Raw genomic sequence first — 21527 nt, forward strand, 5'->3', positions numbered from 1 at the left:
GACTTGTGGTTCCGCTCTTACAGCGGGTTACTTTTGGAAAGGCCGGAATGCCGGCCCAGCCAAAAGTAACCAAAAGGCCTTCGCCTCACCACTCGGCACCTCGCCTAGGCTCGGCGTGCCCTCACTCCGGCTTTGGAACGTGGGCCGCCGCTCCAAAACCTGCGTTCGGCCAGCGTGGTTTTACGGGGCGACCGCAGATCAAAATCAAGAGCGCGGCGGCCTTAGAGCCGACCGGTTTATTGAGTCGAACTGATTTCACAGGTGGGAGGGGGCTTGCCCCCGATAGCGATCTTTCGGTGTGCATTTCCACTCCTGCAGAAACGGATATGTACCCAATCAAAAAAAGCCCAACCCAATAGGCCGGGCCAAACCACTTTCTATGGTCATCTATGCAAAACTCTAAATTCCGCAAAATCGGCATATTCACCGTACTGGCCGTAGCCATCAGCCTAATCATCTACACCGTCCAGGCCCCGGCCGACGGACCGCTGTACCTCACCGCCACCGCCGAACGTGGCGACATCGAAAACGCCGTCCTGGCCACCGGTCTACTCGAAGGCATCAAACAAGTCGACGTCGGCGCCCAAGTCTCCGGCCAGTTAAAGTCACTCAAGGTCAAAGTGGGCGACAAGGTAAAAAAGGGCCAATGGCTCGCCGAAATCGACCCGTTGATCCTGCAAAACACCCTGCGCAAAGCCCAAGTGGATGAGGAAAACCTCCAGGCCCAGCGCAGGGCCACGGCGGCTCAGCTCAAGCAGGCCAAGTCGGTGTATGAACGCTACAAAGGTTTGCAGGATGACGAGTCGGTATCGCGCCAGGACTTTGAAGATGCCGAATCGACCTTCCAGGTGCAGCAGGCCAATCTGTTGGCCCTGGATGCGCAGATCAAAAGCGCACATATCCAGATCGACACCGCCAAGATCAACCTGGATTACACCCGCATCAATGCGCCCATCGACGGCGATGTGGTGGGCATCGTCACCCAGGAAGGCCAGACGGTGATCGCCAGCCAACTGGCGCCGGTGCTGCTCAAGTTGGCGGACCTGGACACCATGACGGTCAAGGCCCAGGTGTCGGAGGCGGATGTGATTCATATCAGCCCCGGCCAGCAGGTGTATTTCACCATCCTCGGTGAAGCCGACAAACGCTACTACGCCAAGCTGCGCGGCACCGAGCCGGCACCGCAGAACTTCCTTGAAACCCAGACCGCCGGCACGCCCAAGCAGAACACGGCGGTGTTTTACAACGCGTTGTTCGATGTGCCCAACCCCGACCATCGCCTGCGCATCGCCATGACCGCCCAGGTGCGTATCGTGCTCGACACCGCCCAGGCCGCGTTGATGGTGCCGGTGGCGGCGCTCGGGGCGCGCAATAAGGACGGCAGTTACGCGCTGCGGGTGCTGGATGCCAAGGGCAAGGCGGTGTCCCGTGATGTAAAAACCGGCATCAACAACAACGTCAAGGTGCAGATCCTGGAGGGCCTGGCCGAGGGCGATAAAGTGGTGATCGGTGATGCGTCGCCTGCTGTGGCGGGGAACTGACGGATGAGCCAGCCACTGTTGGAACTCAAGGGCATCACCCGCAGTTTCATGGCCGGCGAGCGTGAGTTCATTGCGCTCAAGGGTATCGACCTGACGATTCAGGCCGGGGAAATGATCGCGATTATCGGCGCGTCCGGTTCCGGTAAATCCACCTTAATGAATATCCTTGGCGGCCTGGATTACGCCACTGCCGGCAGTTACAAGATCAATGGCATCGAAACCCGCTCGTTGGGTGATGAACAACTGGCGGAACTGCGCCGCGATTATTTCGGGTTCATCTTCCAGCGCTACCACTTGCTGGCGCACCTCAGTGCTTTGCACAACGTGGAAATGCCGGCGATTTACGCGGGCACCCCACAGACTCAACGCCACAGTCGCGCACGGGAGTTGCTCGAACGCCTGGGGCTGGCCAGCCACACCACCCACCGTCCCAGCCAGTTGTCGGGCGGGCAGCAGCAACGGGTCAGTATTGCCCGAGCCTTGATGAATGGCGGTGAAGTGATCCTCGCCGACGAACCCACCGGCGCCCTTGACACCCACAGCGGCAAGGAGGTGATGCGTATCCTCGCCGAGCTGCACGCGGCCGGGCACACGGTGATTATCGTCACGCACGATCCCAAGGTGGCGGCGAATGCCCAGCGTATTGTCGAGGTCTGTGACGGCGAGATCATCAGTGACAAGGCCAACACCCGCAGTGGACTGGACGCGCCTGCCGAGGCGCCGATAGAGCCCCGGCGCAGCGGCGCACGGCGGTTGGTGGCGAGCCTTGGGTTGTTCAAGGAAGCGTTCAACATGGCCTGGGTCGCGCTGGTGTCCCATCGCATGCGCACCTTGCTGACCATGCTCGGCATTGTCATCGGCATCACCTCGGTGGTGTCGATCTCGGCCATCGGCGAAGGCGCCAAGCGCTATGTGCTCAAGGACATCCAGGCGATTGGCAGCAACACCATCGATATCTTTTCCGGCACCAGTTTCGGCGACAGCCGCGCCTCGGCCATCGAAACCCTGATGCCGTCGGATGTGGACGCGCTGAACCAGTTGTACTACGTGGACAGTGCCACGCCGGTGGTGGGCCGCAGCCTGTTGCTGCGCTACGGCAATATTGATCTGGATGCCCAAGTCAATGGCGTCAGCGACCGCTACTTCAAGGTCAAGGGGCTGAAGCTTGAAGCCGGTATTGCCTTCAGCGAAAGCGATGCACGGCGCCAGGCCCAGGTGGTGGTGATCGACCACAACACCCGGCACCGTCTGTTCGGGCCGAACGTGGACCCGTTGGGCCAGGTGATCCTGGTGGGCAACCTGCCGTGCACAGTGATTGGCGTGACGGCCGACAACAAAAACATGTTCGCCGCCAGCAAGGCGCTCAACGTGTGGGTGCCTTACGAAACAGCGGCGGGGCGTCTTTTAGGCCAGCGCCACTTGGACAGCATCACCGTGCGCATCAAGGACGGTCAGCCGAGCAAGGTGGTGGAAGACAACGTCAACAAGCTCATGCTGCAACGCCACGGCACCAAGGATTTTTTCACCAATAACCTCGACAGCATCATGCAGACGGTGCAAAAAACCAGCCGCTCCCTGGCGCTGCTGTTGTCGTTGATCGCAGTGATTTCATTGCTGGTGGGGGGGATTGGCGTGATGAATATCATGCTGGTGTCGGTCACCGAGCGTACTCGTGAGATCGGTATTCGCATGGCAGTGGGCGCGCGGCAGTCGGACATTCGTCAGCAGTTTTTAGTGGAAGCGGTGATGGTGTGCCTGATCGGCGGCTTGATTGGTATCTCGCTGTCCTACGCGCTGGGGTTTCTGTTTTCGCTGTTTGTGAAGGAATGGGAAATGGTGTTTTCGGTCGGCTCAATCGTCACAGCCTTCGCCTGTTCGACGCTGATCGGCATTGTGTTCGGCTTTGTGCCAGCGCGGAACGCGGCGCGGCTGGACCCGATTGAGGCATTGGCCAGGGACTGATTTCTGTTGGCCGGTGAAGATCAAGTGTGGGAGGGGGCTTGCCCCCGATGAGGGACTGTCAGTTGATGCATCTATGGCTGACACACCGCTATCGGGGGCAAGCCCCCTCCCACCGGTTTAACTGGTGACGTCGTCCGTGGAATACATCCAGCGCAACAACGAATGCCGTCCGCTGATCCCCAGTTTGATCGCCGCCCGCTTGAGGTAGCTTTCAATCGTGTTGACCTTCAATGCCAGTTGCTCCGCCAACTCCGGCGCCGTCCGCCCGGCCAGCAGGCCCACACACACTTCCAGCTCGCGGTTGGACAGGGTCAGGCCCGATTGCACCAGGCGTTCTTCAATGCGTCGGCGCAGGGTGTCGATGCCCTGGTTTTGCGGCTCCCTCGGATCGCTGTCCTGGCGGCAGGGCTGGATCGCGGCGATGTGTTTTTCCACCATCGGCAGCAGCAGGGTGGAGAAGTCCTGCAGCATGCTGCGCTCCTGAGGCGAAAAGCTTTCGGACTGGTGCGAGCGGTACACCGACAGCACGTAGCGCACGTCGTCTTTGCGGCGTGTGAGGTGCAGTTGTGCGGCGGGCTGTGCTTCGCCCAGGGCCGCCACCGAATCGGTGTAGACCGGGCTGATCTTGCGGCGGGTGTGCCCTTCGGGGCTCACGCGCATTTGGGTGATATGGGTGGCGTCCACTGCCAGTTGGGTGAGAATCAGGTCATGCAGCATGCGTGGGAAATGGCGACTGCCGGTGCTGGCGATGACCTTGCCTATATGTGGGAACAGGTTTGAGTTCATCAGTTCGTCCATGAATGTCGAGTGCAGGACGTATGCTAGTACAGCCTGGCGGCGGGATGGGGATCCAATTGGGAAAAAAACCAGATTAAGCACGGCCAACGGCGGCCGGACCTGTCCGACCGCCGTCAGGGCAAAACAAACTCATCTCACCGCATGCGCCGCCATCAGCGTTCGGCGCGGCAAGGCGCGCGTGCATGTGGCCAGTGCTTGCTGCACATCCGCCAGCAGGTCGGCAACGTCCTCAAGCCCGACCGATAAACGCACCAGGCCTTCGCTGATGCCGTGGTGCGCGCGCTGTTCCGGGGTGTAGGTGGAATGGGTCATGCTCGCCGGATGCTGGGCCAGGGATTCAGCGTCGCCGAGGCTGACCGCGCGGGTGAACAGCTTGAGGGCATTCATGAAGCGCCGACCGCTATCGATCCCGCCCTTGAGCTCGAAAGCAATCATGCCGCCCGACTGGCTCATTTGCCGCGCCGCCAGTTCGTATTGCGGGAAAGAGGGCAGCCCCGGATACGTGACCCACTCCACCGCCGGGTGCGCCTGCAACGCTTCGGCCACGGCCTGGGCGTTGCTGCAGTGGCGGTCCATGCGCAGGGCCAGGGTCTTGAGCCCGCGCATCAGCAGCGACGCATCCTGGGGCGACATCACCGCGCCGGTCAGGTCCTTGAGGCCTTGCAGGCGAATGCGCTGGGCCGTGGCCAGGTTGCTGACGGCGATGCCGGCGGTGATGTCGCCGTGGCCGCTGAGGTACTTGGTGGCCGAGTGCACCACCACATCGGCACCCAGTTCCAGCGGGCGTTGCAGGTACGGCGTGCAGTAGGTGTTGTCGATCACCACCGTCACGTTTGGCTGTTGATGGGCGAGGGCGGCCACGGCTGTGATGTCCACCAATTGCAGGGTGGGGTTGGCCGGGGTTTCACAGTAGATCATACGAGTGGCAGGGCTGAGCGCCGCTCGCAGGGCGGCCAGGTCGGTGAGGTCCACGTGCCGCACCTTGATGCCGAACTCGCCGATACCGTGATGCAGCAGGGCGAAGGTGCAGCCGTAGAGGGTCTGGCTGACGATCACCTCATCGCCTGGCCGCAGCAGGGTCCAGAACGTCGCGGCAATTGCGCCCATGCCGGAGCTGAACGCCACTGCCGCCTCGCCGTTTTCCAGGGTGGCCATGCGCGATTCCAGCAGCGCCAGAGTCGGGTTGGAAATGCGTGTATAGAAGTGGCCGTCGGCTTCGCCGGCAAAACAGGCGGCGCCGTATTCGGCAGTGGGAAACGCAAACGTGGCTGACAGGTAGGTCGGCGGCACGAGCGCGCCGTGGTGGTCCTTGGGGTCGTAGCCGTGGTGGATGGCGCGGGTAGAAAAGCCGAATGCATTATGTTTATTGTTCATGTCGGGCGCTCCTTATTTCCTACAATGCTATGCTCATAACCAAGGCTGGATTTTCCAAACTTTGCCGACAAATCCCGCGTTAAGGGATGAAAAAAACCTAAAAATAATGAACAGAGGCAAATCATGCCCGTCACTTTGGACCGCACCGACAAAGCGTTATTGAACGCCCTGCAAGGCAATGCCCGTTTAACCGTCGCCGAACTCGCCGAACGCGTGTCCCTGACCACGTCACCGTGCTGGCGTCGGGTCCGTCACCTAGAGGAGAGCGGGGTGATCAGCGGTTACCAGGCGATTCTTTCGCCCAAGGCGCTGGGGTATGGGGTGACGGCGTTTGTCAGCATCATGATGGAAAGCCACACCCAGGATATCGCCCGGGCGTTTGAGCAGCGGTTGTTGGAGATTCCGGAAATCGTGGCCTGTCATAACGTATCGGGGCGCTATGATTTTTTGCTCGAAGTGGTCGCCAAGGATTTGGAGTCGTTTGGCGAGTTTGCGCGGGAGGTGTTGCAGACGCTGCCGTGCGTCAAAGAGATCTATTCGAGTTTTTCTTATAAGTCGGTGCGGCCGTTGCGGGTGATTCCGTTGCCGGGCTGATGCATTGGCTACCTGATCTTCCCCGGAATTGGATATTCCTGACGGCCGCGACGGTGACTAACCTAGCCACCAATCCCACCGTTCTGGAGTTCCACCATGCAATCCCGTACCGACTTCTACACCGCTTCCCCGGACGCCATGAAAGCCATGCTTGCCCTTGAAGCGGCGGTCGGCAAACTCTCCATCGAGTTGCCGTTGCTGGAATTGATCCGCCTGCGTGTGTCGCAGATCAACGGCTGCGCCTTCTGCCTGGACATGCACACCGCCGATGCCCGCAAGGGCGGCGAAACCGAGCGTCGCCTGTACACCCTGTCAGCCTGGCGTGAAACGCCGTTCTTCACCCCCCGTGAACGTGCGGCGCTGGCCTGGGCTGAAAGCCTGACGCTCATCAGCCAGACCCACGCCCCGGACGAAGACTTCAACGCGCTGGCCGCTGAATTCAGCGCCCAAGAGCAGATCGACCTGAGCGTGGCGATCGCGACCATCAACAGCTGGAACCGCTTGGCGGTGGGTTTTCGCAAGATGCCCAAGTAAGCGTCAGAAGTTGATTGAGGCACTCAGGCGCGCCGTCAGTGGCGCGCCTTGGAACAGATAGTCATCGCCCATGTACTCACCCGCGTCGCGCCAGTAGCGCTTGTCGAACAGGTTGTCGACGCTCAGGCGGAACACCGTCTCGTAGCCGTCGACCTTGGTGGTGTAGCGGCTGCCGACGTTGACCACCGCATAATCTCCCACCTCCACGTTGCCGCTGCGGTTGGCGTACTTCTTGGCGCTGTATTGCACGCCGCCGAGCACCGCCAAGCCATTCACCCACGGCAACGCATAGTCGGCGTAGACACTGGCGCGCAGCTTCGGCACGTTGATCGCCTGATGCGCTTCGTATTGCGGCGTGCCGCTGCCGGTCACCCGTGCGCGAATCCCCGCCACGCTGGTGGAGATTTGCAGACGTTCAGTGGCCCAGCCGTTGGCCGAGAGTTCTAATCCGGTGTTTTTCTGCTCGCCCTGCTGCACATAGGTAAAGTCGCCGGCAGCACCGGGCTTGGCGTACTGGTAGGCCTGGCGGGTCTGGAACACGGCAGCGGCGAAGCTGATGCGGCGCCAGTCGTATTTCACCCCGGCTTCGATCTGGCGTGAGGTGGTGGGTGCCAGGGTTTCAGCAGCGTTGGTGGCGAACCACGGCGCGGTGCCGCCCAGGGACAGGCCCTTGCTGTAGCTGGTGTACAGCGAGAGGTTTTCAATGGGTGTGTAGATCAGCGAAGCCTGGGGCAGGAACACGTATTGCTGGGTATGGCGTGTCTGGTCGCCGCTGACAGCGTCGAAGGCTTTTTCATCCAGGCGCACTTCGCGGCCACCGAGGATGGTTTGCCATTGCTCATTGAAACGGATGCGGTCGGTGACGAACACGCCGTATTGGCGGCTGTCGAGGTTGCGGTGGCTTGGATTCAGCGGTTTGTCGGTGGGGGTGAACGTCGGCGTGTCTTCGTCGATGTTGCTGGTGCCGATGTACTCGTTGACCGGGTTGCGCTTGTCGATCACCCGACGGAATGCGCTGGTGCCGAAGGTCAGCTCATGGCCGATGCCTGCGGTGTCGAACAACCCGGTCATGGCCGCCTGCACTTCGTCGTCGCGGCGGGTGTCGTCGGGGCTGCGGTAGTCGTAGACGTCGTAGTTTCCCTCGGGGCTGAAGGTGTTCCGCACGCTTGAGGTGCAACTGGTCGAGCCATAGCAACCCCAGGCGAACGAGCTGTAATCATCGATCACCACCTTGCTGCGCGCGGCGCTGACGCTGCCTTTCCACTGGTCGCTGAAGCGGTATTCAAACCTGCCGTTGAGGTTCAACGAGTCGATGCCGACTTGCTTGGAGCCGCTCTGGTGGCCCAGCAGTTTTTTTGGCGAGGCGTCGTGGGGCACCTCAGTGCCGCCCAGCAACTGGTAGCCCGGTACCGAGCGTTGTTGCTTGTTCTGGTATTCCGCGTCCAGTTGCAGCACCGCGTCGGGGCTGATGTTCCAGTCGAAGGCCAGGGACACAAAGTCGCGCTGGCCGTTGGCATGCTCCACGTAGGAATTGAGGTCTTCATGGGCGACGTTGGCGCGCAGCCCGAATTGCTGCTCGCTGCCAAACCAGCCGCCGACGTCGGTGGCGATATAGCCGCTGCCGCGGTCATCGGTGGACACCGTTACCGAACGCACATCCTCAGGGCGCTTGGTCACGTAGTTGATCACGCCGCTGGGCTCGGAAATCCCGCTTTGCAGGCCGGCCAGGCCCTTGAGCACTTCGACCTGTTGCTTGTTTTCCAGGGCCACGTTCTGTTCGCCGGTGATGGTGCGCCCGTTGATCTTGTAACTGCTTGCCGCATTCAGCGAGAAGCCACGCACCACGAAGTTTTCGTAGTAGCCGATGGGCGCATAGCTGTCGCCTACCGAGGCGTCGTTGCGCAGCACCTCACTGAGCAGTCGCGCTTGCTGGTCCTTGATCAGGTCGGCGTTGAACACGCTGATCGAGGCCGGGGTTTCCAGCAGCGGTGCTTCAGTGAAGCCGCCGACCGAGGCGGTATCGGCGCGATAACCGGACTCATCCTGGCCCTGAACCTTCACGGCCGGCAGTTCGATCTCTGCCGCGAGGCTGTTGCCAATACCGCCACTGAGCAACAGGCCGAGGGCGAAACGTGAACTAACGACGGGACGAAAACGCAAAACCATGGGGGCAGGGCCTTAAAGCGCAGGGCGGGGGGCGCATAAGCTAGGCATTACGGCGCGGTTTTACAAGTTATCGAGAATGGTTCTTTCACCTCACCCGCAACGTTGGAAGCCGGCTTAGGGATTAGATTTCAGCAAGAACGCCTAAAGGTGTTGTGTTCGCCGCTGATTGAGGGAGTTGATGCATTGAGGCGCGTGGCGTGGCAGTCTGGACGACGTTTTCCTACGACTTGGAGATTTACCGTGGCAACAGCATCTGCAGTGATTGAAATCCCGGTATCGGCCGACACGGTCTGGCAATTGGTTGGCGGCTTCAACAGCCTGCCGGACTGGTTGCCGCTGATCGCCAAGAGCGAGCCAGGCGAAGGCGGCCGCTTGCGTCACCTGACCACTGGCGACGGTGGTGTGATCGTAGAACGTTTGCAGACCTTTGATAACGTGGCGCGCACCTACAGCTACACCATCGAGGAATCGTCATTTCCTGTGACTGCGTACCTGGCGACGTTGCAGGTTGAAGCGCTGAGCGAATCGTCGGCGAAGGTAACCTGGTCGGGCGTATTCACGCCGGCGGCGGGCACCACGGATGCTGCGGTCGAAGAGTTATTTGCCGGGGTTTACAAGGGCGGTGTTGAGGCGCTGCGGGCGAATTTCTGACCTCATGAGCGCGCTTCTGTAGTGAGCGGGCTTGTCCCGCGCCGGGCTGCGAAGCGGCCCCAATAAGCGCACCGCGCAGTATCAGGCAGCGTCCGGGTCGCCTGGTTTGGGGCGGCTTCGCCACCCAGCGCGGGGAAAGCCCGCTCACCACAGATAACTGTCACTACAGACAACTGTCACTACAGACAACTGTCACCACAGACAACTGGCACTCCAATTTGCCGGGGTTTACAAGGGGGGTGTTGAGGCGCTGCGGGCGAATTTCTGACTTCATGAGCGGGCTTCTGTAGTGAGCGGGCTTGCCCCGCGCCGGGCTGCGAAGCGGCCCCAATCAACGCACCGCGTAGTATCAGGCAGCGTCCGGGTCGCCTGGTTTGGGGCGGCTTCGCCACCCAGCGCGGGGCAAGCCCGCTCACCACAGATAACTGGCACTACAGGCAACTGGTACTACAGACAACTGTCACCACAGATAGCTGTTACTACAGATAGCTGTTACTACAGATAGCTGTTACTACAGATAGCTGTCACCGCAGACAACTGGCACCACGGGATAGCTGGTACAGCAAGATAACGGGTACAGCAGAATAATGAATGGCGCACCACAACACGCACATTCACTCGGTTAAGGCTATTCGGGCATAAGTTGTTGGCGGCACTCCAATACCAACCGCGCGCCCCCGCTTGCACTGCTACCTACTTCCAACTTGAACCCATGCAAGTTGATGATCGCCGCCACAATCGACAAGCCCAACCCGAACCCACCTTGTTGGTCGCTCTCATCCACGCGATAAAACCGTTGGAACACTGCTTTGCGTTCTGCCGCCGGTATGCCCGGCCCGGAGTCGTGCACTTCGATGCGCGTGCTGCCGCCATCGTTGACCGCGCGCAAAATCACTTCGCCTCCCGCAGGGGAGAATTTGATTGAGTTGCTCAGCAGGTTGGCCAGGGCTTCGAACAGCAGTGCGCGGTCGCCGGTGATCCACGGCAAGGATTCCGGGGTGTCGAGCACCAGATGCAGTTCGCCTTCTTCGGCCAGGGGCAGGTAGAAGTCGTGCAACTCGCGCAGCAGCGGCAGTGGGTCCATCACCAGAAAGCCTGAGCGGCGCTGGTGGTCTTCAAGCTCCGAGATACGCAATAGCCCGCGAAAGCGCGCCATCAGGGTGTCGGTTTCGGCGATGGCGTCGTCCAGTTGCAACGCATGCGCCGACTCGGCTTCGGCCTGCTGCTTGATGCGGTACAACTGCGCGCGCAGGCGGGTGAGCGGGGTGCGCAGGTCGTGGGCAATGTTGTCGCACACACCCTTGACCTCGTTCATCAGCTTCTCGATGCGGTCGAGCATGGCGTTGACGATGGCCGCGAGCATGTCCAGTTCGTCACGGCGGTTGGACAATGGCAAGCGGTGCGTGAGGTCGCCGGCGACGATGGCTTCGGCGCTGGCCTGGATCCCGCGAATCCGCCGTAACGGACGGCGACGCAGCAAATGCCAGCCGGCAGCGCCGGGAATGATCGTCAGGGACAATGCCCACAGCAATGCATGCCAGATGATCCGCGTCACACCAAACAGCGAACCGTTGGCGCGCACCAGCACCAGCCAGCGGCCTTCGTCGGTGTGGGTGGCGACGGCGTCGCAGCTGTCCTTGGGCAGTTTGGGATCGTCGGAGTCGACGCAATTGGTCAGGGTGTGGATCTTGCCGTCCAGGGGCAAGTCGGGTGGTATCGCGCGGATCGGCCCGCTCAAGGGTCGAAATTGTTCGTCGAACAGGCCGTAGGCGTCCACGCCCTTCATGTCGAAGGTCATGCTGGTGGTCAGCGCCTCCACCAGTTCTTCACCGTCGAAACGCTGGAACAGGTGCTGGCGCTGCATCAGCGAGTGGCGCGAGAGGTCGCTCAGGTAACCGGAGACTTCGTAATACAGCACCCCCATGAGGATGCAGCTCCAGGCCACGAACAGCGAACTGTACAGCGCCAGCAGACGGCTACTGGAAGAACGCCAGCCCTTAGAGGGGTTCAGCAATGACATAACCGGAACCTCGTACCGTGCGGATCAGCGGCGTGAGGCCCGGTGGATCGATTTTCTTGCGCAGGCGGCCGATGTGCACGTCGATCAGGTTGGTGCCTGGGTCAAAGTGATAGCCCCAGACTTCCTCGAAGATCATCATCCGCGACAGGATCTGCCCGGTGTTGCGCATCAAAAATTCCAGCAGTTTGTATTCGGTGGGCAACAGGCTCAGGGGCTGATCGGCGCGACTGGCTTCGCGGCTGATCAGGTTGAGTTCCAGGTCGGCCACGCGCAGGGCGGTCTCGAACTCCTTGACCGTGCTTTTGCGGCGCAGCAGCACTTCGACGCGGGCGGCCATTTCATCGGAGGCGAACGGCTTGGTCAGGTAGTCATCACCCCCGGCGCGCAGACCGCGTACGCGTTCGTCGACATCGGAGAGGGCGCTGATCATCAGGATCGGCGTCGACACCCCAATGGTGCGCAGGGTGGTGACGATGGCCAAGCCATCGAGTTCGGGGAGCATGCGGTCGAGGGTGATCAGATCGTAATCACCACTCACGGCGCGGACCAGGCCTTCGCGGCCGTTGTCCACCCAATCTACGTCCAGTCCATGGCTACTCAGCTCGGCGACGATCTCGCGGGCCGTTACGGCGTCATCCTCGATGGTCAAAATGCGGGTCATAGGATTACCTGGTGAGCGATTCACACTAGAAGTGGGGGCATTTTGCCAAGAAATGGCTGAACGCTTCCTAAATAAAACTTCATGTTTCTGAAGCTCACCCTGTTTCCACGGTTGGCGCTCATAAAGGAGGGCAGGGCTTGCATAACGCCCGCTGGTGAAAGCCCTATCTTGCAACTTGCATGGTTCGGTTAAGTTCAATCGAGTTAACGTGTTGAATTTTAACGATTTTAATTTTATTGCCGGCTGGCATGGTGCCTGCACTGTCCCTTTTGAGACTTGTAACACTATTTTTCCTGCCGGGAGCAAAACAACAATGATCACATCCTCATCCACGCTGCAAGAGTCGAGCACGCTCTCCGGGGTTTCCTGGGGGGCTATTTTTGCAGGGGCCGCGGCGGCAGCTGCGCTGTCGCTGATTTTGGTACTGCTGGGTTTCGGCCTGGGCTTTTCGGCGGTGTCGCCGTGGGCCGATAGCGGTATCAGTGCCAAGGGGCTTGGCATTTCCACCATTGTCTGGCTGGCGTTTACCCAGATCGTTGCGTCCGGCTTGGGTGGCTATATCGCCGGCCGGTTACGTGTGAAGTGGGCCGGGATGCATGGCGACGAGGTGTACTTTCGCGACACAGCCCATGGCTTCCTGGCCTGGGCGGTAGCCACGTTGGTTACCGCAGTGCTGGTGGTCGGTTCGGTCAGCAGTGTTGTCAGCGGTGGCGTCAAAGCCGGTGCCAGCGTGGCGGCGGGTGCTGCCAGCGGAATCACTCAAGCGGCGGGCAGTGCGGCTAAAGGCGTGAACGGCGGCGACTTCGACTATTACGTCGACAGCCTATTTCGCGATGACCGCCCGGTTGCTGTCAGCGATGACGCGGCCCACGGCGTAGTCGCCCGCATCTTCACCCGCACCCTGAGCAACGACGGCCAACTGGCCGCTGAAGACCGCGCCTACCTGGCCCAGTTGATCAGCCAGCGCACCAACCTCAGCCAGGCCGACGCCGAAGCGCGTATCGACAAGGTTTACGGCGATGCCCGTAAAGCCGTCGAAGACGCCAAGCTCAAAGCCAAACAGGCTGCTGATACCGCCGCCAAGGTCGCCGCTTACACCTCGCTTTGGACCTTTGTTGCCCTGTTGATCGGTGCGTTCTTTGCCAGCTTCGCTGCGACCTTTGGTGGTCGTCGTCGCGATGCCGTGGTGTACGTCGAAACCGAAAACTACGTTCGTTAATTCAAGGAGAACAACATGCGCTCATTACTGCTTTGGTTCCTCGGCGTGCCGATCCCGGTGATCATCCTGATCGCGATTTTCATGCACTGATCCGGACCCAGCTCGGTCCATTGTGGGAGGGGGCTTGCTCCCGATAGCGAAGTGTCAGTCGACAGCAACATCGACTGTTCCAACGCCATCGGGGGCAAGCCCCCTCCCACATTTGCTTTGCGGTGTTTGATAGTCAGTCGTCGAACCCGACTTGCTCGTGAATTTCGTCCACCTTCAACTCCAACCGATACGCCACCGCAATAAACAGCGCCTGGCACAGGCATAGGGTCGCGCTCAATGAGCGGAAGGCAAACGACGAACCTTCATTCACCAACAACACTGCGTTCGCCCGCTTGGCCAGGGGCGACAGGTTGCTGTCGGTGATGATCAGGGTCTTTGCCTGGTGGTGTTGCGCAATGCGCAGGCAGTGCTGGGTCTCTTTGCCGTAGGGCGTGAAGCTGATGGCGATCACCAGATCATTGGCGCGCACGCTGCGCATCTGCTCGCGGTAGCTGCCGCCCAGACCCGAGATCAGATGGATACGCTTGTTGGTGTGCTGCAGGTTGTAGACCAAGTAATCGGCCACCGCGAACGAACGGCGAACACCCACCACGTAGATATTGTCGGCATTGACCACCAGGTCCACGGCCTTGTCGAACGCGACGTCATCCAACTCCTGCCCCAGACGCTCAATACCCGACAGCGTGGCGTTGACGCATTCGCGCGCCAGGTCGCCGCCGCTGGCCTTCTGGGATTTGTTGGCAATCATGCTGCGAATGCGCTGCTGGTAGTTCTGTACCGGCGTGGTCTTGTGGGTGTAGGCCTCGCGAAACAGTGCCTGCATTTCGCTGAACCCACTGAAGCCGAAACGCTGGGAAAACCGCACGATCGCCGAGGGATGCACTTCGCATTCGCGGGCGATGTCGCTGATGCGGTCAACCATGATGCGGTCGCTCTGTTGGCTCATGTAGCTGGCGATGCGCTTGAGTTGCCGAGGCAGGCTTTCATATTCGTCGGTGATCAGCTGCAACAGGCGTTCAGCATTGACCGGAGGGCTGGCGAGAGGGGCTTCCAGGGTGGTCTCGGGATCGGTGCGGGACATGGGCAATCCTTCTGGCGTGTTCGTCTGATGCGCTGATGGGTGGCGCAAGTCTACAGGGTAGGCGCAAAAAAATACCCCGGCATCACGGCCCCGGTGGGCTGCTGAAACGATGCACGCGGGCTAGGGTGCCATTATGCTGGCTTATTGGAAAAAATATTCCACTAAAAATAATTCTGGAATAAATATTGATTGAGCCCGCTGAACGTTCTAGTCTGCTCTCACCAAGAGCGTGAGCCGTCACCACGGCGGCACCACGCAGGCTGATAAAAATAACAGGAGCCAGCATGGGCCAGACTCGTTTTGCCAGTGGGCGTCAATTGGATCTGATTTGCCTCGGGCGCCTGGGCGTCGACCTCTACGCACAGCAAGTAGGTGCGCGGCTTGAGGACGTGTCCAGCTTCGCCAAATACCTCGGCGGTTCCTCCGCCAACATCGCCTTCGGCACTGCGCGGTTAGGCCTTAAGTCGGCGATGCTGAGCCGTGTGGGTGACGATCATATGGGTCGCTTCCTGGTGGAATCCCTGGCCCGCGAAGGCTGTGATGTCAGCGGTATCAAGGTCGACCCGGAACGGCTCACTGCCCTGGTGCTGCTGGGCCTCAAGGACCGCGAAACCTTCCCGTTGGTGTTCTACCGCGAAAACTGCGCCGACATGGCCCTGCGCGCCGAAGACATCAGCGAAGCCTTTATTGCCTCCAGCAAAGCGCTGCTGATTACCGGCACGCATTTCTCCACCGACGGTGTGTACAAGGCCAGCATCCAAGCGCTGGACTATGCGGCCAAGCACAACGTCAAGCGCGTGTTGGATATCGACTACCGCCCTGTGCTGTGGGGCCTGGCAGGCAAGGCAGATGGCGAGACGCGTTTTGTCGCGGACCAGAATGTCAGCCAGCATGTGCAGAAAATCCTGCCGCGTTTCGACCTGATCGTCGGCACCGAAGAAGAATTCCTGATCGCCGGCGGCAGCGAAGACCTGCTCACCGCGCTGCGCACCGTGCGCGAACTTACGCCCGCCACGCTGGTGGTCAAGCTCGGACCGCAGGGGTGCACGGTCATCCACGGTGCGATTCCAGCGCGCTTGGAAGACGGCGCGATCTACCCTGGCGTGCGTGTGGAAGTGCTCAATGTGCTGGGCGCCGGCGATGCATTTATGTCGGGCTTTCTCAGCGGCTGGATCAATGACGCCAGCGACGAACGTTGCAGCCAACTGGCCAATGCCTGTGGCGGCCTGGTGGTCTCGCGCCACGCTTGCGCTCCGGCCATGCCGACGCCAGCCGAGCTTGATTACCTGTTCAATAGCCCGGTGCCGATCACTCGGCCGGACCAGGACGTGACCCTGCAACGTCTGCACCGTGTCAGCGTGCCGCGCAAGCAATGGAAGCAACTGTTTATTTTCGCCTTCGACCACCGCTGGCAATTGGTCGACCTGGCGCAAAGAGGCGGCCAGGATCCGGCACGCATCAGCGATATCAAGCAGCTATTTATCCAGGCCATCGAACGCGTGGAAAAAAAGCTCGCCGAGCAGGGCGTTGCCGCCGATGTGGGGTTGTTGGCCGACCAGCGTTTTGGTCAGGACGCGCTCAACGCCGCCAGCGGTCGTGGCTGGTGGATCGCCCGCCCGGTGGAAGTGCAGAACTCGCGGCCCTTGGCCTTCGAGCATGGCCGTTCGATTGGCAGCAACCTGATTGCCTGGCCTCAGGAACAGATCATCAAGTGCCTGGTGCAATTCCACCCGGATGACGAACCCTTGCTGCGCCTGGAACAGGAAGCCCAGCTCAAGGCGGTGTACGAGGCGTCCCTGGTCAGCGGCCATGAATTGCTGCTGGAAGTCATCCCGCCCAAGGATCACCCGTCCACCTACCCGGACGCGCTCTACCGCAGCCTCAAGCGCCTGTACAACCTGGGCATCTACCCGGCGTGGTGGAAAATCGAGGCGCAGTCGGCCGAGGACTGGAAAAAGCTCGACGAGCTGATCCAGGAGCGTGACCCGTACTGCCGTGGCGTGGTGTTGCTGGGCTTGAATGCCTCGGCTGAGTTTCTCGCTGACGGCTTCCAGCAAGCCAGCCAAAGCACCACCTGCCGTGGGTTTGCCGTGGGCCGCACGATCTTCCAGGAACCGAGCCGTTTGTGGATGGCGGGGGAGATTGATGATGAGACGTTGATTCAGCAGGTACAGGCGACCTTTGAGCAATTGATCAACGCCTGGCGCAGTGCGCGAGGCTAAACCCAGTTCCTAATTTGAAATGCAATCCAATGTGGGAGGGGCGGTGCGACGATTCGACTTGCCCCCGATGGCTGAGTGTCAGACAACACTTCTGTAACTGAACTACCGCTATCGGGGGCAAGCCCCTCCCACATAAAGCAGAAAGCAGATCTCAGTGATACCTGAAAATAATAAAGGTGCAGCCATGCCCGCAATCCGAATTGGCATCAACCCGATCTCTTGGAGCAACGACGACCTTCCGGCCCTCGGCGGTGAAACTCCGCTGAGCACTGCCCTGAGCGAAGGTAAGGAAATCGGCTACGAAGGTTTCGAACTTAACGGCAAATTCCCCAAGGATGCCAAGGGCGTCGGCGACGTATTGCGCCCCTATGACCTGGCGCTGGTCTCCGGCTGGTATTCCAGCCGTCTGGCGCGCCGCTCGGTGGCTGAAGAAATCGAAGCCATTGCCGGCCACGTCGAACTGCTGAAACAAAACGGCGCCAAGGTGCTGGTGTACGGCGAGGTGGCCGATTCGATCCAGGGCTCGCGCATTCGCCTGATCGAACGCCCGCGCTTTCATAGCGAGCAGGCCTGGCAGGAATACGCCGACAAGCTCACTGAGTTAGCGCGTTTTACCTTGTCCCAAGGCGTGCGACTGGCGTACCACCACCATATGGGCGCGTACGTCGAATCCCCGCAAGACATCGACGAGTTGATGCGCCGCACCGGGCCGGAAGTCGGCCTGCTGTTCGATTCGGGCCACTGTTACATGGGCGGCGGCGAACCCCTCGACGTGCTACGCAAACACATAGACCGCGTGTGCCACGTGCATTTCAAGGACGTGCGCAAACCGGTGGTGCAGCTGGCGCGCAACCAGATGTGGAGCTTCCCCGACTGCATCGTCAACGGCACTTTCACCGTGCCCGGCGATGGCGATATCGATTTTGCCGAGTTGCTCGATGTGCTGCTGGCCGCCAAATACGAAGGTTGGCTGGTGGTGGAGGCCGAGCAGGATCCGGCGGTGGCGCCCAGTTATATCTATGCGAAAAAGGGCTATGACACCTTGCGTGCTCTTCTCACTGAGAGGGTTGGACAATGAGTCTGTTGGTCAAAAGCAATAAACGCGGGCAAACCATGGTTGCCTTGGAAGAGGGGCGTCTGGAATACGTAGGGTTCAAAGCCTACCGTCTGAGTCTCGGTGAAACCCTGCCGGTCAGCGCCGGAGATAAAGAGCTGTGCCTGGTGCTGCTCAGCGGCCGGGTGAACATCGAAGGCGAGGGCTTCAACTGGCAGAACCTTGGTGATCGCCAGTCAGTGTTCGAGGAAAAGTCCCCGTTCGCCGCCTACTTGCCGCCGGGCACCGATGCCCAGGTCACCGCCTTGAGCGACGTACAAATTGCCGTCTGCGCTGCTCCCGGTGCCGGCGGTTACGAACCGCGCTTGATCCGCCCGCAAGACTGCAAGCGCAGCGTACGTGGCAAAGGCGCCAACACCCGTTACGTGTGCGACATCTTGCCCGACACCTCACCGGCCCATTCGCTGCTGGTGGTGGAAGTACGCACGCCGTCGGGGCATTCGTCGAGCTACCCGCCGCACAAGCACGACACCGACGATCTGCCGCACCAGAGCTTTCTGGAAGAGACCTACTACCACCAGATCAACCCGCCCCAGGGTTTTGTGTTCCAGCGGGTCTACACCGACGACCGCAGCATCGACCAAGCCATGGCCGTGGAAAACAGTGACTTGGTAGTGGTGCCCAAGGGCTATCACCCGGTCAGTGTGCCGTACGGCTACGAGTCTTATTACCTGAACGTCATGGCCGGCCCCAAGCGCGCCTGGCATTTCCACAACGACCCGCAGCACAGTTGGCTGCTTGACCTTTAAAACGGTTCTAGACGGAGAACAACAATGAAGTCGCCTCTACGCTTTGCCCTGAACCGCATGGTCGCGCCCAACCTGTCCCTGCCGGATTTCATCCAATTGGCGGCCGCGCTCCAGTGCGATGCCATCGAAATTCGCAATGACCTCAAAAACCGCGAAATCGAATACGGCACCCCGGCCAGTCGCGTGCGTGAGTTATGCGCGGTGCAGGGCATTACGGTGCTGTCGATCAACGCGCTGTACCCCTTTGATGTGTGGAACGACGAGCGCCGCGCCCAGGCGATCAAACTCGCTACCTACGCCCGTGAATGTGGCGCCCAAGGCCTGGTGATGTGCCCGCTCAATGAACCGGGCGACACGCGCAACGATGCTCAGCGCGCCGCCGGTTTGCGCACTGCATTGAGTGAGCTGGCGCCGATCCTGCGCGAGTACGGGATTCTCGGTTTCGTCGAACCCCTGGGCTTCGAAGAGTCTGCCCTGCGCCGCAAGCGTGTGGCGGTGGACGCAATCAAGTCCATTGGCGGCCTGGATGTGTTCCGCGTGGTGCACGACACCTTCCACCACCACTTGGCCAATGAACATGAGTTCTTCCCGGAGTTGACCGGCCTGGTGCATATCTCCGGCGTGGAAGATGCCGAGGCGCCGCTCAACTCGATCCGCGACGGCCACCGCGTGCTGGTGGGCGAGGGCGACATCCTCGGCAATGCCGCACAGATCGACACGTTGCTCAGCACCGGTTACAGCGGCTACCTGTCGTTCGAGCCATTTGCCACAAGCGTGCATGAGTTGGCGGATATACAGCTGGCGTTGGGGGCAAGCATCGCCCACCTGCAAAATCGTTAAGGGGCGCGACATGACCACAACACGACTGACCATGGCCCAGGCCCTGGTGAAGTTCCTGGATAACCAATACATCGAAGTCGATGGCGTGCAGAGCAAGTTTGTCGCCGGCGTGTTTACCATTTTCGGCCACGGCAATGTGTTGGGCCTGGGCCAGGCGCTGGAGCAGGACAGCGGCGATCTGGTGGTGCACCAGGGCCGCAACGAGCAGGGCATGGCCCACGCCGCCATCGGTTTTGCCAAGCAGCACCTGCGCCGCAAGATCTACGCGTGCACCGCCTCTGTCGGCCCTGGCGCGGCGAATATGCTGACCGCTGCGGCGACCGCCACCGCCAACCGTATCCCGTTGCTGCTGTTGCCCGGTGATGTCTACGCCAGCCGCCAGCCCGACCCGGTGTTGCAACAGATCGAGCAGTTCCACGACCTGAGCATCAGCACCAACGACGCGTTCCGCTCGGTGAGCAAATACTGGGACCGTATCAACCGTCCTGAGCAACTGATGACCGCCGCGATTCATGCGATGCGCGTGCTCACCGACCCTGCCGAAACCGGCGCGGTAACCCTGGCGCTGCCTCAGGATGTGCAGGCCGAAGCCTGGGACTACCCTGATTATTTCTTGCAAAAACGCGTGCACCGTATCGACCGCCGTCCGGCCACCGCCGCGATGATTGGCGATGCGTTGGCGGCTTTCCGAGGCAAGCGCAAGCCGCTGATTATCTGTGGCGGCGGCGTGAAGTACTCCGGCGCCAATGCTGCGTTGCAGGCGTTTGCCGAGCGTTTTGATATTCCGTTCGCTGAAACCCAAGCGGGCAAAAGTGCGGTGGTCTCAAGCCATCCGCTGAACGTGGGCGGTATCGGTGAAACCGGCTGCCTGGCCGCCAACCTGCTGGCGCCAGAGGCCGACTTGATCATCGGTATCGGTACCCGTTATACCGACTTCACCACCTCATCCAAGTCACTGTTCAAACATGGCGAGGTGAAGTTTCTCAACTTGAATATCAGCCCCGCCGACGCCTTGAAGCTGGACGGCGTGCAGGTGTTGGCCGATGCCAAATTGGCCCTGCAAGCGCTGGCCGATGCCCTCGGCGATTATCGCTCCGGTTGGGGCTCGCAGATCAGTGAGGCCAAGGCGCAGTTGGACGCCGAAGTGGACCGTGTGCACCAGGTGGAATACCAGGGTGATGACTTTGTGCCTGAGGTCGATGACCACCTGGACCGCGCTGTACTGCGCGAATTTATCGAGCTGACTGGCTCGTGCCTGACCCAAAGTCGCGTACTCGGCGTGCTCAATCAAACCCTGGCCGATGACGCGATCATCGTGGCCGCCGCCGGCAGTTTGCCTGGTGACTTGCAGCGCGCCTGGCGCAGCAAGGGCGTCAACACCTACCACGTCGAATACGGCTACTCGTGCATGGGCTACGAGATCAATGCTGCCCTGGGCGTGAAGCTGGCCGAGCCGACCAAAGAGGTCTACGCGCTGGTCGGCGATGGCTCCTACATGATGCTGCACTCGGAGCTGGCCACCTCCATCCAGGAGCGACGCAAGATCAACGTAGTGCTGCTGGACAACATGGCCTTCGGCTGCATCAACAACCTGCAGATCGGCAATGGCATGGACAGCTTCGGTACCGAATTCCGCTACCGCGACCCCGAGAGCGGCAAGCTCGACGGCGCGCTGGTGCCGGTGGATTTCGCCATGAGTGCTGCGGCCTACGGCTGCAAGACCTACAAGGTCAGCACCGTGGAGCAGCTTGAAGCGGCCCTGGCCGATGCGCGCACGCAAACCGTCTCGACCCTGATCGACATCAAAGTGCTGCCCAAGACCATGATCCACGGCTACCTGTCGTGGTGGCGGGTAGGCGTCGCGCAGGTTTCCACCAGTGAGCGCACCAACGCAGCGGCGAAAAAACTCAATGAACACCTGGCGAAGGCCCGGCAGTACTAATAACAAGA

Annotated in this window: 18 protein-coding genes; 11 read left to right on the top strand and 7 right to left on the bottom strand. The window is 60.6% G+C overall.

Going from position 1 to position 21527, the window contains the following annotated elements:
* The first annotated feature begins 389 nt into the window (after positions 1-389).
* The gene (macA, locus tag ACEN2T_RS22465; RefSeq protein WP_442117571.1) at positions 390-1541 is read left to right on the top strand and encodes a macrolide transporter subunit MacA; all 1152 of its coding nucleotides are present in this window, start codon (positions 390-392) and stop codon (positions 1539-1541) included.
* 3 nt (positions 1542-1544) lie between these two features.
* Positions 1545-3503 carry a MacB family efflux pump subunit gene (locus ACEN2T_RS22470; RefSeq protein WP_032885760.1) on the top strand — a complete coding sequence of 653 codons (1959 nt, stop codon included), beginning with the start codon at positions 1545-1547 and terminating at the stop codon, positions 3501-3503.
* Between the two features lie 117 nt (positions 3504-3620).
* Here ACEN2T_RS22470 and ACEN2T_RS22475 read toward each other — a convergent pair whose 3' ends face one another.
* Both ACEN2T_RS22475 and ACEN2T_RS22480 read right to left on the bottom strand, forming a co-directional pair.
* The gene (locus ACEN2T_RS22475; protein WP_181644240.1) at positions 3621-4289 is read right to left on the bottom strand and encodes a response regulator transcription factor; all 669 of its coding nucleotides are present in this window, start codon (positions 4287-4289) and stop codon (positions 3621-3623) included.
* Positions 4290-4430: 141 nt separating this feature from the next.
* On the bottom strand, positions 4431-5675 hold the full coding sequence (locus ACEN2T_RS22480) for a methionine gamma-lyase (RefSeq protein ID WP_032885763.1): 1245 nt from the start codon (positions 5673-5675) through the stop codon (positions 4431-4433).
* A gap of 123 nt (positions 5676-5798) precedes the next feature.
* On the opposite strand from ACEN2T_RS22480, the gene ACEN2T_RS22485 reads away from it, so the two are divergent.
* Both ACEN2T_RS22485 and ACEN2T_RS22490 read left to right on the top strand, forming a co-directional pair.
* Positions 5799-6269 carry an Lrp/AsnC family transcriptional regulator gene (locus ACEN2T_RS22485; protein ID WP_032885766.1) on the top strand — a complete coding sequence of 157 codons (471 nt, stop codon included), beginning with the start codon at positions 5799-5801 and terminating at the stop codon, positions 6267-6269.
* A gap of 96 nt (positions 6270-6365) precedes the next feature.
* Positions 6366-6803, top strand: coding sequence for a carboxymuconolactone decarboxylase family protein (locus ACEN2T_RS22490; protein ID WP_095185955.1), 438 nt, complete (start codon positions 6366-6368; stop codon positions 6801-6803).
* A gap of 3 nt (positions 6804-6806) precedes the next feature.
* Here ACEN2T_RS22490 and ACEN2T_RS22495 read toward each other — a convergent pair whose 3' ends face one another.
* Positions 6807-8969 (bottom strand): TonB-dependent siderophore receptor, encoded by a 2163-nt coding sequence (locus tag ACEN2T_RS22495; RefSeq protein WP_442117572.1) that lies wholly within the window; start codon positions 8967-8969, stop codon positions 6807-6809.
* A 240-nt stretch (positions 8970-9209) separates the two neighbouring features.
* Here ACEN2T_RS22495 and ACEN2T_RS22500 point away from each other — a divergent pair, with 240 nt between their 5' ends.
* Entirely contained in the window at positions 9210-9620 is a 411-nt protein-coding gene (locus ACEN2T_RS22500; protein WP_032885770.1) for an SRPBCC family protein, read from the top strand.
* A 628-nt stretch (positions 9621-10248) separates the two neighbouring features.
* Here ACEN2T_RS22500 and ACEN2T_RS22505 read toward each other — a convergent pair.
* Positions 10249-11640 (bottom strand): sensor histidine kinase, encoded by a 1392-nt coding sequence (locus tag ACEN2T_RS22505; protein WP_032885772.1) that lies wholly within the window; start codon positions 11638-11640, stop codon positions 10249-10251.
* Positions 11618-12301 carry a response regulator transcription factor gene (locus tag ACEN2T_RS22510; protein WP_010564812.1) on the bottom strand — a complete coding sequence of 228 codons (684 nt, stop codon included), beginning with the start codon at positions 12299-12301 and terminating at the stop codon, positions 11618-11620. Before ACEN2T_RS22510 ends, ACEN2T_RS22505 begins: the two co-directional genes overlap by 23 nt.
* A gap of 313 nt (positions 12302-12614) precedes the next feature.
* On the opposite strand from ACEN2T_RS22510, the gene ACEN2T_RS22515 reads away from it, so the two are divergent.
* Positions 12615-13520: a hypothetical protein gene (locus ACEN2T_RS22515; protein WP_032885773.1), complete on the top strand. Its 906-nt coding sequence runs from the start codon at positions 12615-12617 to the stop codon at positions 13518-13520.
* A gap of 223 nt (positions 13521-13743) precedes the next feature.
* Here the strand turns inward: ACEN2T_RS22515 and ACEN2T_RS22520 are convergent, their stop codons facing one another.
* Entirely contained in the window at positions 13744-14652 is a 909-nt protein-coding gene (locus ACEN2T_RS22520) for a MurR/RpiR family transcriptional regulator (RefSeq protein ID WP_442117573.1), read from the bottom strand.
* A gap of 82 nt (positions 14653-14734) precedes the next feature.
* Complete coding sequence (locus ACEN2T_RS22525; protein WP_143499427.1) at positions 14735-14938, bottom strand: hypothetical protein; 204 nt, start codon at positions 14936-14938, stop codon at positions 14735-14737.
* Between ACEN2T_RS22525 and ACEN2T_RS22530 the strand changes: the two genes are divergently transcribed.
* The 5 genes from ACEN2T_RS22530 to iolD all read left to right on the top strand — a co-directional run bounded on the left by ACEN2T_RS22530 (position 14937) and on the right by iolD (position 21519).
* Positions 14937-16874 (top strand): bifunctional 5-dehydro-2-deoxygluconokinase/5-dehydro-2-deoxyphosphogluconate aldolase, encoded by a 1938-nt coding sequence (locus ACEN2T_RS22530; RefSeq protein ID WP_032885777.1) that lies wholly within the window; start codon positions 14937-14939, stop codon positions 16872-16874. The genes ACEN2T_RS22525 and ACEN2T_RS22530 overlap by 2 nt on opposite strands.
* A gap of 184 nt (positions 16875-17058) precedes the next feature.
* Complete coding sequence (gene iolE, locus ACEN2T_RS22535; protein WP_032885779.1) at positions 17059-17952, top strand: myo-inosose-2 dehydratase; 894 nt, start codon at positions 17059-17061, stop codon at positions 17950-17952.
* The gene (iolB, locus tag ACEN2T_RS22540) at positions 17949-18737 is read left to right on the top strand and encodes a 5-deoxy-glucuronate isomerase (protein ID WP_442117574.1); all 789 of its coding nucleotides are present in this window, start codon (positions 17949-17951) and stop codon (positions 18735-18737) included. The genes iolE and iolB overlap by 4 nt, the downstream gene beginning before the upstream one ends.
* 24 nt (positions 18738-18761) lie before the next feature.
* Complete coding sequence (locus tag ACEN2T_RS22545) at positions 18762-19577, top strand: TIM barrel protein (RefSeq protein WP_442117575.1); 816 nt, start codon at positions 18762-18764, stop codon at positions 19575-19577.
* Positions 19578-19587: 10 nt separating this feature from the next.
* Positions 19588-21519, top strand: coding sequence for a 3D-(3,5/4)-trihydroxycyclohexane-1,2-dione acylhydrolase (decyclizing) (gene iolD, locus ACEN2T_RS22550; protein WP_442117576.1), 1932 nt, complete (start codon positions 19588-19590; stop codon positions 21517-21519).
* The last annotated feature ends 8 nt before the right edge of the window (positions 21520-21527 follow it).

The sequence above is a fragment of the Pseudomonas sp. W22_MBD1_FP4 genome (assembly GCF_052113765.1).
GTDB lineage: Bacteria > Pseudomonadota > Gammaproteobacteria > Pseudomonadales > Pseudomonadaceae > Aquipseudomonas > Aquipseudomonas sivasensis.